The sequence below is a fragment of the Burkholderia sp. AU45251 genome (assembly GCF_030482905.1).
In the GTDB taxonomy this organism is placed as follows: domain Bacteria; phylum Pseudomonadota; class Gammaproteobacteria; order Burkholderiales; family Burkholderiaceae; genus Burkholderia; species Burkholderia aenigmatica.
In genome coordinates, this window is record NZ_JAUJQH010000030.1 from 25,423 (window position 1) to 37,727 (window position 12,305).

A 12,305-nucleotide genomic window follows, 5' to 3' on the forward strand; every position below is an offset into this window, starting at 1 on the left:
GCGCGTCACGCGCGGTGCGGCGCGACGATCCGGTGTTTCGCGATACGCCGGTACAGCGTCGCGCGCGAGATGCCGAGTGCCTGCGCGGCCGCGTCGGGCCGCCAGCGGTGCGCGGTGAGCGCCGCGACGATACGGCCGCGTTCGTCGTCGGGCAGCGTGCCGGGCGCCATGCCACCGAGTTGCGCGGCGATATCGGCCGGCAGGTCATGCCGCGTGACGCGCGCGGCGTCGCACACCGCGCACGCATAGCGCAGCACGTTGCGCAACTGCCGCACGTTGCCGGGCCACGGGTACGCGGCAAGCTGTTCGGCGAGCGTTGCATCGAGCGTCAGCACGTGGCCGGTGGCCTGCGCCTCCTCGGCGAACACGGCGGCAATCACGTCGCGCACGTCGGCGCGCTCGCGCAGCGGCGGCAGTTCGAACGTCGCGCCGCTCAGCCGGTAGTACAGATCCTCGCGGAACGTGCCGTCGGCCACCATCTGCGCGAGATCGCGGTGCGTCGCGCAAATCACGTCGAGATCGACGCGTACGGGCGTATCGCTGCCTAGCGGCACGACTTCGCCGTCGGCGAGCACGCGCAGCAGGCGCGTCTGCAGCGCGAGCGGCATGTCGCCGATTTCGTCGAGGAACAGTGTGCCGCCGTCGGCGAGTGCGATCTTGCCGCGCGCGCCGTGCTTGCGCGCCCCGGTGAACGCGCCGGCCGCATAGCCGAACAATTCGCTCTCGATCAGCGCTTCCGGCAGCGCGCCGCAGTTGACCGCGACGAACGGCCGCGCGCGCCGCGCACCGGCGTCGTGGATCGCGCGCGCGAACACTTCCTTCCCTGCACCGGTTTCGCCGAGCACGAGAATCGGCAGCCGCTTGCTCGCGACCCGCAGTGCGAGTTCGGCTTGCTGCGCGATATGCGAGTCGCTGCTGTTCAGGAACGGCGTCAGCGCGCCGACGTGGCGTTGCGCGGTGCCCGGGCGGCGCGTGGCCGTGCCGGGTTCGCGGCCGATGCGCCGTAGCGGCGCACGCAGCCGCGCATAGAGCGGCGCGCCGGTCGCGCGCAGCCGCAGCGCGACGATGGTATCGAGCCGCGCGGCATCGCGCAGCGGCATCTCGGTTGCGTCGAAGATCTCGTCGATATGGCGCGGTTCGCGCAGTGCCGGCAGCGCGTCGCGCGCCTGCCGGTTCGCGGCGACGATATTGCCGCATTCGTCGAACGCGATCAGCCACTCGGGTTGCGCTTCGACGTAGTGACGATTCGGATGCCCGAACAGGATCCAGTGCTGCGCGGTGCTGTGCACGAAGTAGCCGTCCTCGATCAGTGCCGCGCTCTGCCGTACGAGCTGATAGACGAGACGCTGGCTGTCGCGGCCGTCGGGCGAATGAACGGCCGACGCGTCGAGCACGCCGATCAGTTCGCCGCACGGCGAGAAGATCGGCGCCGCGCTGCAGGTGAGCGTCGTGAACGCCGCGCGAAAATGATCGGTCTTGTGCACGGTGATCGGCGCGAGATCGGTCAGCACGTTCGCGACACCGCAGGTGCCTTCCTCGCTTTCCGACCAGCACGAGCCGATGTGCAGCCCCGCGTGGCGGAAGTCGTTGCGGCGCTCACGGTCGATCCGGTAGTCGATCGTCACGCCGTGCGCATCGGTCAGCATCACGCAGTAGTCGGCGACGCGAATCATGTCGTGCAGCCGCGTCAGGCACTGGCCCGACGCGCGCAGGAAGGCTTCCTCCTTGTCGCGCACTTCGCGCAGCTCGGCCGCGGTCAGCACGCGCGGGCCGATCGACGAAGCGGGGTCGAGACGGTAGCGCTCCAGCGATCGTTGCCACGACGACACGAGGCGCGTGGAATCGGCCGGCGCGGGCAGGCGTCCGGCGAGCGCGCCGAGCACACGGTCGGCGTGCTGGGCCTGGGGGACGGCGTAGGGCATGGTCGGCTCCGGTTCCGTACGGCGGGGAATGCGATGTTCTTGTAGCACATCCCGCTCGGCGGATCACATTGCATCGCAGCACGCAGCGGGCGTGAGACGTTCGTCTCACCGGTATCGCGGGCTGTCTCGTGTCGTTGAGACGCGCTCATCTGCGACACGTGGCGGTCGTCGGGCATGACGCGGCATGCGCGGCGCCGCGATATGGCGGGGCTTGCGGGCGGAACGGTGCGCTTGCACTGGCGCCGCGGTGGTCGTTTGGTCGCATCGGCGATGTGAGACGAACAGGCCGAATTGCCGCGCACGCCGTCCTTCAAGCATCGAATCAAGAACGCGTGCATACCGGCCGCTCCAGCATTCACAAGGGTTTCACGTTCATCGCATGCACGATGGCACGCCGCTTGCAGAGATCACGGGCAAGTCGGCGCGGTCGCGTCGATGACGACGATCCGCCGCCCGGCGATGGCAGCGGACGAGACAGGCAGGGCCGCGGCGCACGCCGATGCACCGCGGCCGGCCAACTGGATGGAGACGAATCCGTGACGACGCCCGTTACCGTCGGTGTGATCGCGAACCCCGCATCGGGGCGCGACATCCGCCGCCTCACGACGCATGCCTCCGTGTTTCCCACGGCGGAGAAGGCGAACATGATCGTGCGCCTGCTGGCCGGCCTCGGCGCGATGGGCGTCGAGCGCGTGCTGACGCTGCGCGACCGCACGGGCATCGCGACGCTGCTGCTGCGCGCGATCGACACGCATCGTGCGGTCGCGCCACACGAGCGTTGGCCCGAGGTCGAATTCGTCGACCTGCCGATCACCGATACCGTCGCCGATACGCAGGCCGGTGCCGCGTACCTGCACCGGATGGAAGTCGCGCTGATCGTCGTGCTCGGCGGCGACGGCACCCATCGCGCGGTTGCCGCGCACTGCGGCGCGACGCCGCTCGTCGCGCTGTCCACCGGCACCAACAACGCGTTTCCCGAACATCGCGAAGCCACCGTCGCGGGCGTCGCGGCAGGGCTCGCCGCGACCGGCGCCGTGCCGGCCGAAGTCGCGTTCACGCGCAACAAGCGGCTCGTCGTGCGCTGCGTGGCGGGCGCGCAGCCGGGGCGCGAGGAGATCGCGCTCGTCGACGTGTGCGCCGCGCGACAGCGCTTCATCGGTGCCCGCGCGATCTCGGGATCCGACGACATCGATTCGCTCTACCTGACGTTTGCGGAACCGGACGGGATCGGCCTGTCCGCGCTCGGCGGCGCGTGGGCGCCGCTCGAACGCAGCGCGCCGCACGGGCTCGCGATGCGCTTCGCGGCCGAAGGCAAGACGGCCGGCACGCCGCTCGTCGCGCCGATTGCGCCGGGCCGTGTCGATCGCGTCGTGATGCGCAGTTGCGAGCGGCTCGAGCCTGGCGCGTGGCAGACGATCCCGTTCGAGCGCGGCACGCTCGCGTTCGACGGCGAACGCGAGATCGAAGTCGCGCGTGGCGATCGCTACGAGATCTCGCTCGACTGGCGTGGGCCGCTGACGGTCGACGTCGGCCGCACGCTGCGCTACGCGTCGTCACGCCAATTGCTGCGCGAGGCCGGCGAGTGGCGCGATTGAGACACCATTTTACCGAGAGGAATTTCGGCATCCATAACGATCATCAAGGAGACATCGCCATGACAGCTTCACTCGAAGGACAGGTCGCCATCGTCACGGGCGGCGCGCGCGGTATCGGCCGAGGCATTGCACTGACGCTCGCCGGCGCGGGCGCCGACATCCTGCTGGCCGATCTGCTCGACGATGCACTCGACGCCACCGCGCGCGAGATACGTGCGCTCGGCCGCCGGGCGACGGTCGCGAAAGTCGACGTCACGCAAGCCGCACAGGTCGACGCGATGGTCGCACAGGCGCTCGCCGACCTCGGCCGGCTCGACATCCTCGTGAACTGCGCGGGTGTGATCAGCATTCATCCGGTTGCCGAGCTGACCGAGCGGGACTGGGATTTCGTGATGGACGTGAACGCGAAGGGCACGTTCCTCGGCTGCCGCGCGGCGCTCACGCATCTGAAGGCGCAGGGTCGCGGCCGGATCATCAACGTCGCGTCGATCGCCGGCAAGGAAGGCTTTCCGAATCTCGCGCATTACAGCGCGTCGAAATTCGCGGTCGTCGGCTTCACGAACGCGCTCGCGAAGGAGCTTGCGCGCGACGGCGTGACCGTCAACGCGATCTGCCCCGGCATCGTGCGCACCTACATGTGGGACCGGCTGTCCGACGAATGGAAGACCGACGGCGAATCGGTCGAGGAGTCGTGGCAGCGGCACCAGTTGACGCTGATCCCGCAGGGCCGCGCGCAGACGCCGGAAGACATGGGCCGGCTCGCGCTGTTCTTCGCGACGATGGACAACGTGACGGGCCAGGCCGTGAACGTCGACGGCGGCTTCACGTTCCACTGACGGCCGCGGGCCGAACAATCCGTCGCCGCGGCCCGGCCGAGGCGGCATTCGCAGTCAGACCTACCCAGGAGACACACATGACAGCTTCGACACAGCTCAGCAGGGACAAGCTGCTGGACGCCTACCGGCTGATGCGCACGATCCGCGAATTCGAGGAACGCCTGCACGTCGAATTCGCGACCGGCGAGATCCCCGGTTTCGTTCACCTGTACGCGGGCGAGGAGGCGTCCGCGGTCGGCACGATGCTGCACCTCGGCCTCGACGACTACGTCGCGACCACCCACCGCGGCCACGGCCATTGCATCGCGAAGGGCGTGGACGTGCACGGGATGATGGCCGAGATCTACGGCAAGAAGACGGGCGTCTGCCACGGCAAGGGCGGCTCGATGCACATCGCCGACCTGTCGATGGGGATGCTCGGCGCCAACGGGATCGTCGGTGCGGGCGGCCCGCTCGTCTGCGGCGCGGCGCTCGCGGCGAAGCACAAGAAGACCGGCGGGGTCGGCGTGTGCTTCTTCGGCGACGGCGCGTCGAACCAGGGCGTGATCTTCGAATCGATGAACCTCGCGTCGGTGTGGCGGCTGCCCGCGATCTTCGTTGCCGAAAACAACGGCTATGCGGAAGCGACGTCGTCGAGCTGGTCGGTCGCGACCGACAACATCGCCGATCGCGCGAACGGGTTCGGGATGCCGGGCGTGATCGTCGACGGCTTCGACTTCTTCGCGGTGCACGAAGCGCTCGGCGAGGCCGTCGAGCGCGCGCGCAACGGCGGCGGCCCGACGCTCGTCGAGGTGAAGCTCACGCGCTATTTCGGCCACTTCGAAGGCGATGCGCAAACGTATCGCGCACCCGGCGAGGTGCAGAGGCTGCGCGACGAGAAGGACTGCCTGAAGCATTTCGAAACGCGCGTCGTGCGTGCCGAAGCGTTGACGACCGCCGACCTGCGCGCGGTCGATGCACAGGTGAAGTCGCTGATCGACGATGCGGTCGCGCAGGCCAAGGCTGCGCCGCTGCCCGACGCGGCCGACCTGCTGGCCGACGTCTACGTGTCGTACCCGTGAGCGCGGCCTGACACCGCGGCCGACACGGCGAACCGAACATTCCAGGAGACAGACATGGCAAGGAAGATCACTTATTCGCAGGCGATCAACGAGGCGCTCGCGCAGGAAATGGCGCGCGACGACAGCGTGATCGTGATGGGCGAAGACAATGCAGGCGGCGCGGGCGCGCCGGGCGAGGACGACGCGTGGGGCGGCGTGCTCGGCGTGACGAAGGGGCTGTTCCACAAATTTCCGGGCCGCGTGCTCGATACGCCGCTGTCCGAAGGCGGCTACATCGGCGCGGCGGTCGGCGCGGCCGCGTGCGGGATGCGGCCCGTCGCGGAGCTGATGTTCATCGATTTCATGGGCGTGTGCTTCGACCAGATCTTCAACCAGGCCGCCAAGTTCCGCTACATGTTCGGCGGCAAGGCCGTGACGCCGGTCGTGATCCGCGCGATGTACGGCGCCGGCTTGCGCGCGGCCGCGCAGCATTCGCAGATGCTCACGTCGCTGTTCACGCACATTCCGGGGCTGAAGGTCGTGTGCCCGTCGACGCCGTACGACGCGAAGGGGCTGCTGATCCAGGCGATCCGCGACAACGATCCGGTGATCTTCCTCGAACACAAGCTGCTCTATACCCGCGAAGGCGATGTGCCGGAGGAGTCCTATGCGATTCCGTTCGGTGAAGCGAACGTGATGCGCGACGGCGACGACGCGACGATCGTCACCTACGGCCGCATGGTGCACCTCGCGATGGACGCGGCCGCGAAGCTCGCGAAGGACGGCATCCAGGTCGACGTGATCGACCTGCGCACGACGTCGCCGCTCGACGAGGAAACGATCCTCGAAAGCGCGGAGCGCACCGGGCGTGTGGTGGTCGTCGACGAAGCGAACCCGCGCTGCTCGATCGCGACCGACATCGCCGCGCTCGTCGCACAACGCGCGTTCCATGCGCTGAAGGCGCCGATCGAGCTGGTGACCGCGCCGCATACGCCCACGCCGTTCGCGAGTGTGCTGGAAGACCTGTATATCCCGTCCGCCGATGCGATTGCGCAGGCGGTCCTGAAGACGAGGAGCTGACACGATGTCGATTCACATGATCACGATGCCCAAGTGGGGGCTGTCGATGGAGCAGGGGCAGGTCAACGGCTGGCTGAAGGCGATCGGCGAACGCGTGACGAAGGGCGACGAAGTGCTCGACGTCGAGACCGACAAGATCTCGTCGGGCGTCGAATGCGCGTTCGACGGTACGCTGCGCCGGCAGGTCGCGCAGGAAGGTGAGACGCTGCCGGTCGGCGCGCTGCTCGGCGTCGTCGCGGCCACCGACGCGAGCGATGCGGACATCGATGCGGCAATCGCCGATTTCCAGCGCGATTTCGTGCCGAGCGCGGCCACGGACGAAGCGGCAGGCCCGCAGCCCGAAAAGGCGCAGATCGGCGGCCGGACGGTGCGTTTCCTGAAGCTTGGCGAAGGCAGCGGCACGCCCGCCGTGCTGATCCACGGCTTCGGCGGCGACCTGAACAACTGGCTGTTCAATCACGCGGATCTCGCCGCGCACCGGCCGGTGTGGGCGCTCGACCTGCCCGGTCACGGCGAATCGGGCAAGGCGGTCGAGACGGGCAGCCTCGACGAACTGGCCGACGCGGTGCTCGCGCTGCTCGATGCGAAGGGCATCGACCAAGCCCACCTGATCGGCCATTCGATGGGCGGCGCGGTCGCGATGGCGGCGGCCGAGCGCGCACCGCAACGCGTCGCGTCGCTGACGCTGATTGCGAGCGCGGGGCTCGGCACCGACATCAACCGCGCTTACATCGACGGCTTCGTCGCCGGCAACAGCCGCAACACGCTGAAGCCGCACCTCGGCGCGCTGTTCGCGGACAACGCGCTGGTCACGCGGCAGCTCGTCGAGGATCTGGTCAAGTACAAGCGGCTCGAAGGCGTGCAGGCCGCACTCGAGAAGATCGCGCATGCCGCGTTCGATGGCGCCGCACAGCGGCGTGTGTTCCGCGACCGGCTCGCGGCACTTGCGCCGCGCACGCTCGTGATCTGGGGCGAGCGCGACCAGGTGATCCCCGCGCAGCACGCGCAGGGCCTGCCGGACGGCGTGCGTGCCGAGGTGATCGCCGGCAGCGGGCACATGGTGCAGATGGAGTCGGCCGCCGACGTGAACCGCCTGATCGTCGCGTTTCTCGGAGGCTGACGATGGCCGCCGCGCTCGAACGACCCAGCCTCACGGCGCTCGGCCAGCCGGGCGCGCGAAGCCGCGACAAGCTCGCGCGCATTCCGGTGCGCGTCGAGCCCGCGGCCGGCGCGGCGTTGCCGAAGCCGCCGTGGCTGCGCGCGCGGCCGATGATGAGCGCGGCGGTCGCCGACATGGCGGCCGTGCTGCGCGACCATCGGCTGCATTCCGTCTGCGAGGAGGCGATGTGCCCGAACATCGGCGAATGCTTCGCGCAGCGCACCGCGACCTTCATGATCATGGGCGGGTTGTGCACGCGGCGCTGCCCGTTCTGCGACGTCGCGCACGGCCGTCCCGAGCCGCTCGATCCCGACGAGCCGGCGCGGCTGGCCGATGCGGCCGCAGCGCTCGGGCTGCGCTACGTCGTGATCACGTCGGTCGACCGTGACGATCTGCGCGACGGTGGCGCCGCGCATTTCGCCGCGTGTATCGCGGCGGTGCGCGCGAGCGTGCCGGGCATCGGCGTCGAAGTGCTGACGCCGGACTTCCGCGGCCGCGTGGCCCGCGCGCTGGAGGCGCTGTCGACGGCGTGGCCCGACGTGTTCAACCACAACATCGAGACGGTGCCATCGCTGTATCGTGCGGCGCGGCCGGGCGCCGACTATCGCGGCTCACTCGAACTGCTCGCGCAGGCGAAGCGGGTGCGGTCGGGACTGGTGACTAAATCGGGGTTGATGCTCGGGCTGGGCGAGTGCGACGACGAAGTGCGCGACACGCTGCGCGACCTGCGTGCGCATGACGTCGACGTGCTGACGCTCGGCCAGTATCTCGCGCCGTCCGCGCACCATCTGCCCGTGCGGCGCTACGTGAGCCCGGACGCATTCGCCGCATGGCGCGACGAGGCGCTGTTGCTCGGCTTCAGGGAAGTCGTTGCCGGCCCGCTCGTGCGGTCGTCGTATCACGCGGCCGACGTGCTGGAGGAGACGTAACGGGCGGCGCGTCAGGCGGATGCGGAGGCATGCGCACGACTGACGTGGCGCAGATACAGCACGAGCCCGGCGCCCGCGAGCACCAGGCTGATCGTGTTCGCAAACCAGAAGCCGCGCGCGCCGGTCAGCCACGCGGGCGCGATGCCGCCCACGTCGAAGCCGAGCGCGTAGCCGCCGCTGAGCCCGACGCCCCACAGCGCGACCGCATAGATCACGGTCGGCACGACCGCGACCTTGTAGGCGCGCAGCACGAACGCCGACGTGACCTGTACCGCGTCGAAGACGTGGTAGCACGCGACGATCGCGACGAGGGGCATCGCGGCCGCGGCGACGGCCGGGTTCGGCGTATAGCCGCCGATGATCAGCGGTCGCAGCACGAACACGAGCAGGCCGTAGGTTGCGGCAATGCCGCACGCGAAGATCACGCTGTGCCGGCCGAGCAGCCGGGCTTCCTCGGGCCGTCCGGCGCCGAGCGCACGCGCGACCAGCGTCGACGCCGCCACGCCGATCGACAGCGGCGTCATGTACAGCACCGCGCCGATGTTGCCGGCGATCTGGTGGCCGGCGAGCGTCGTCGTGCCGAACTGCGCGATGAACAGCGCCATGCACGTGTACGACGTGACCTCGATCAGGTACGACAGGCCCATCGGCACGCCGAGTTTCAGGATTGCCTTCTGGCGTTCCCAGACCGGCCAGCAGAAGCGCGAGAAGATCGCGAGCGGCGCGAACACGTCGAGCTTCGCGAGCAGCGTGTAGCCGATCAGCGCGAGCGCCCAGTTGATCAGCGTGCTCGCGAGCCCGCAGCCCGGGCCGCCGAGAGCGGGCACGCCGAACCCGCCGAAGATGAACCACACGTTGAGCGGAAACTTGAGCATCAGCGCGCCGATCTGCAGGATCATCGCGAGGCGCGGCTTGCCGGCCGCGTTGGTCAGCGCGTTGTAGATGCGGAACACGAGGCTGGCGGGCAGCCCGTACGACAGGATGCGCAGGTAGTCGACGGTGCGGTCGTGCAGCGCGGCGGGCGTGTGCGCGACGCGCAGCAGCGGCTCGGGAAAATGCAGCAGGAGAAAGCCGGGCACCGCGAGCAGCAGCGCGAGCCACAGCGCCTGGCGCACTTCCTCGCCGATCTCGGCATAGCGCCGCGCGCCGTACAGTTGTCCGGTGATCGGCTGCAGCGCGGACAGGATGCCCGTCAGGCCGATATAGATCGATATGTAGATCGACGAGCCGAGCCCGAGCGCGGCCAGGTCGACGGCCGAGTAGCGCCCGACCATCGCGGTGTCGATCACGCCGAACGCGATGATCGCGAGCTGGCCGACGAGCACCGGCCACGCGAGACCGACGATCCGGCGGATGTCGCCGAACATCGTCAATCGGCCGGCTGGCGGCGCGGCGGACGTCGCTTGACGGGAGTCTTCGGCCGTTCGATGCGCTCGTACAGGCGGAAGCGCTCGTCGCGGTCGGCGACGCGGCGGCCTTCCCACACGAGACGCCACACGTATTGCGACATCGAGCTCGGCTCGCCGAAGTCCGCATGGTCCTGGCGCAGGATCAAGTCGCAGTCGCCGGAGAAATCGAAGCGCATGTTGCCGAAATACGCGAAGGTCGCGATCTGCGCGTCACCGAGCCGCACGGGCGAGATGCACTCGTAGTCGGACGGCAGGTGCACGGCGATCTGCTGGGCGACATCGCGATAGGTCCGGCCGTAGTTGACGATCGGCAGCCACAGCGTCATCAGCAGCACCCACATCAGCGTGGTACCGGCGCCCGACAGCACGACGCTGCGCCACAGCACCTTCGGATGCCGCGAGATGCGCCAGCGCACGAGGAAGCACCAGCACACGGTGGCGATCACCGCGCAGATGAACGACAGGATCTTGAAGTGGGGCTCGTAGCCGGGCACGAGGCGGGCGAGGTTGCGCGCGAGCGGATGCGGGAAGCCCGTGAGCGACGCGAGCCACACGAGCCACACGAAGGTGCCGAGGATCGTGAAGCTCAGCACCGCGAACCAGTCGATCGCGTTGATCGCGCCGCGCTTGAGGGTCGGCAGCGCGAACGTCGCGAGCACTGCGAGCGGCGGCAGCAGCAGCATGTACATGCGGTTCGACTGCTGGCTCTGCAGGATCACGAGTGCGACGAGCGGCACGGCGACCGACAGCGGAATCGCGATGTGCGCCCGGCGGCGCATGCCGGCCCAGCTCCACCACGCCCAGATCGCGAGCGGCCAGGCAGGCCACGTGAACAGCGGCAGGTTCTTCGCCGCATAGCCGAGCACCGTGGTCGGCGGGCCCGAAAAGCGCATCAGGCTGCCGTGGATCCACTGGTTGAAGAACCATGCGGCGTCGTCGGGCGCCGCGACGAACGCGGCCAGCGGCCACAGCGCGAAGATCGCGGCCGCGAGCGGCACGCCGATGAGCGGCAGGCGCAGGTTGCGCATCTCGGGCGTAACGAGCCACAGGACGGCCGTACCGGCGAGCAGGGCGACGACCAGCACCGGGTTGCCGGACAGCGCGACGAGGCCGATTGCGAGGCCCCACCACAGCGCGCCCTGCATCGGCTTGTCGATGCCGCGCACGATCCCGTAGACGAGCATCGCGATCCACGCGAATTGCGCAAGCTGCGGTGTCGTTTCGTGGCCGCGCTCCGCGAGGCCGAAGCAGGCGACGAGCACCAGCAGCGCGCCGTCGGCGAGCGTGCGGCCGTAGTCGCGCGGCTCGGGTTCGCCGCCGAATGCGTATTTGAACGGCTGGACCTCGGCGCGCCGGCCGAGCAGGTAGGCCGCGTACCAGACGAATGCACACGCGACGCAGAACAGCACGCCGGTATCGACACGCGACGCGTTGCTCGCGTCGACCCACGGGCCGAGGCCGCGGATCGACAGCGCACCGAGCCAGTAGCTGAGCGGCCCGTCGGTCGTGATGTACTTGCCGACCAGGTTCGGCAGCAGCCAGTCGTGCCAGCCGCCTTTGGCCATCGTCCACATCACGCCGAAGCCCGCCGCGTCCTCGTTCTTCCACGGATCGCGGCCGAACAGGCCGAACGCTGCGTAGACGAAGCAGAGCGTGAGCAGCAGCCAGCGCGGCAGCGCGCGCGTGGCGGAGGCGGTGAGACGGACGACAGGCTTCATGCAGATGAGCGATTTGTTATGGGCGGGTGGCCGGCGCGGATGCGCGCGGTCGAGCCGGTTTCGAGCATCCGGCATTGTAGACGCGCCCGCTGTTGCGCGTCAGGTCGTTGCCCGGGCGCCGGCTGGCGCCTGCCGGGCGAGCAGAGACAAAAAAGGGCAGCCTGGGCTGCCCTTTTGTGCGACACCGGTGGGTTGCGACCACCGGATGCAATGCGAAGCTTACTTCGCCTTGCCGCTGGCGCGAACGCCGAACTTGTTCTTGAACTTCTCGACACGGCCTGCCGTGTCCATGATCTTTTGCTGACCCGTGTAGAACGAGTGCGATTCCGACGACACTTCGATCTTGGCGAGCGGGTAGGTCTTGCCGTCGAGTTCGATGTTTTCGCGCGTCTGGATCGTCGAGCGCGTGATGAACTTGAAGCCGTTCGACATGTCTTGGAAGACGACTTCGCGGTAGTTCGGGTGGATGCCTTCTTTCATGGTCTTTCCTTGGTGAGAGCGGTAGCCAACCCGCCGCTTGCCGTGCCGGAACGCGCAGATTGCGCAAACCAGACGACGCCAAGCCCGGCGCGAGCCACTTGCCTAAGGTCGAAAAACGGCGATTATGCCAGAAAATC

Annotated in this window: 10 protein-coding genes; 6 read left to right on the top strand and 4 right to left on the bottom strand. The window is 68.8% G+C overall.

Annotated features, from left to right (window positions below; genetic code table 11):
• Positions 1 to 5 precede the first annotated feature (5 nt).
• Positions 6 to 1,922, bottom strand: coding sequence for a sigma-54-dependent Fis family transcriptional regulator (locus tag QZM67_RS34695; RefSeq protein WP_175025745.1), 1,917 nt, complete (start codon positions 1,920 to 1,922; stop codon positions 6 to 8).
• A 536-nt stretch (positions 1,923 to 2,458) separates the two neighbouring features.
• On the opposite strand from QZM67_RS34695, the gene QZM67_RS34700 reads away from it, so the two are divergent.
• From QZM67_RS34700 to lipA, 6 genes are all read left to right on the top strand, one after another.
• Positions 2,459 to 3,517 carry an ATP-NAD kinase family protein gene (locus QZM67_RS34700; protein ID WP_301810413.1) on the top strand — a complete coding sequence of 353 codons (1,059 nt, stop codon included), beginning with the start codon at positions 2,459 to 2,461 and terminating at the stop codon, positions 3,515 to 3,517.
• Between the two features lie 59 nt (positions 3,518 to 3,576).
• Positions 3,577 to 4,353, top strand: coding sequence for an SDR family NAD(P)-dependent oxidoreductase (locus QZM67_RS34705; RefSeq protein WP_043188226.1), 777 nt, complete (start codon positions 3,577 to 3,579; stop codon positions 4,351 to 4,353).
• Between the two features lie 77 nt (positions 4,354 to 4,430).
• Positions 4,431 to 5,414 (top strand): thiamine pyrophosphate-dependent dehydrogenase E1 component subunit alpha, encoded by a 984-nt coding sequence (locus tag QZM67_RS34710; protein WP_175025747.1) that lies wholly within the window; start codon positions 4,431 to 4,433, stop codon positions 5,412 to 5,414.
• A gap of 54 nt (positions 5,415 to 5,468) precedes the next feature.
• Positions 5,469 to 6,473, top strand: coding sequence for an alpha-ketoacid dehydrogenase subunit beta (locus QZM67_RS34715; protein ID WP_043188229.1), 1,005 nt, complete (start codon positions 5,469 to 5,471; stop codon positions 6,471 to 6,473).
• 4 nt (positions 6,474 to 6,477) lie between these two features.
• The gene (locus QZM67_RS34720; RefSeq protein WP_301810418.1) at positions 6,478 to 7,593 is read left to right on the top strand and encodes an acetoin dehydrogenase dihydrolipoyllysine-residue acetyltransferase subunit; all 1,116 of its coding nucleotides are present in this window, start codon (positions 6,478 to 6,480) and stop codon (positions 7,591 to 7,593) included.
• Positions 7,594 to 7,595: 2 nt separating this feature from the next.
• Entirely contained in the window at positions 7,596 to 8,561 is a 966-nt protein-coding gene (gene lipA / locus QZM67_RS34725) for a lipoyl synthase (protein ID WP_301810420.1), read from the top strand.
• A gap of 11 nt (positions 8,562 to 8,572) precedes the next feature.
• On the opposite strand, the gene QZM67_RS34730 is transcribed toward lipA, so the two are convergent.
• The 3 genes from QZM67_RS34730 to QZM67_RS34740 all read right to left on the bottom strand — a co-directional run bounded on the left by QZM67_RS34730 (position 8,573) and on the right by QZM67_RS34740 (position 12,168).
• On the bottom strand, positions 8,573 to 9,928 hold the full coding sequence (locus QZM67_RS34730) for an MATE family efflux transporter (protein WP_301810423.1): 1,356 nt from the start codon (positions 9,926 to 9,928) through the stop codon (positions 8,573 to 8,575).
• A gap of 2 nt (positions 9,929 to 9,930) precedes the next feature.
• Positions 9,931 to 11,763: a glycosyltransferase family 39 protein gene (locus tag QZM67_RS34735; RefSeq protein ID WP_089450618.1), complete on the bottom strand. Its 1,833-nt coding sequence runs from the start codon at positions 11,761 to 11,763 to the stop codon at positions 9,931 to 9,933.
• Positions 11,764 to 11,907: 144 nt separating this feature from the next.
• Positions 11,908 to 12,168 carry a type B 50S ribosomal protein L31 gene (locus tag QZM67_RS34740; protein WP_006753671.1) on the bottom strand — a complete coding sequence of 87 codons (261 nt, stop codon included), beginning with the start codon at positions 12,166 to 12,168 and terminating at the stop codon, positions 11,908 to 11,910.
• Positions 12,169 to 12,305: the final 137 nt, after the last annotated feature.

What these genes read in the sequence shown, in the direction of transcription:
- QZM67_RS34695 (WP_175025745.1), bottom strand. Translation starts at nt 1,922, where the DNA reads ATGCCCTACGCCGTCCCCCAGGCCCAGCACGCCGACCGTGTGCTCGGC.
- QZM67_RS34705 (WP_043188226.1), top strand. Translation starts at nt 3,577, where the DNA reads ATGACAGCTTCACTCGAAGGACAGGTCGCCATCGTCACGGGCGGCGCG.
- QZM67_RS34710 (WP_175025747.1), top strand. Translation starts at nt 4,431, where the DNA reads ATGACAGCTTCGACACAGCTCAGCAGGGACAAGCTGCTGGACGCCTAC.
- QZM67_RS34715 (WP_043188229.1), top strand. Translation starts at nt 5,469, where the DNA reads ATGGCAAGGAAGATCACTTATTCGCAGGCGATCAACGAGGCGCTCGCG.
- QZM67_RS34720 (WP_301810418.1), top strand. Translation starts at nt 6,478, where the DNA reads ATGTCGATTCACATGATCACGATGCCCAAGTGGGGGCTGTCGATGGAG.
- lipA (WP_301810420.1), top strand. Translation starts at nt 7,596, where the DNA reads ATGGCCGCCGCGCTCGAACGACCCAGCCTCACGGCGCTCGGCCAGCCG.
- QZM67_RS34730 (WP_301810423.1), bottom strand. Translation starts at nt 9,928, where the DNA reads ATGTTCGGCGACATCCGCCGGATCGTCGGTCTCGCGTGGCCGGTGCTC.
- QZM67_RS34735 (WP_089450618.1), bottom strand. Translation starts at nt 11,763, where the DNA reads ATGCCGGATGCTCGAAACCGGCTCGACCGCGCGCATCCGCGCCGGCCA.
- QZM67_RS34740 (WP_006753671.1), bottom strand. Translation starts at nt 12,168, where the DNA reads ATGAAAGAAGGCATCCACCCGAACTACCGCGAAGTCGTCTTCCAAGAC.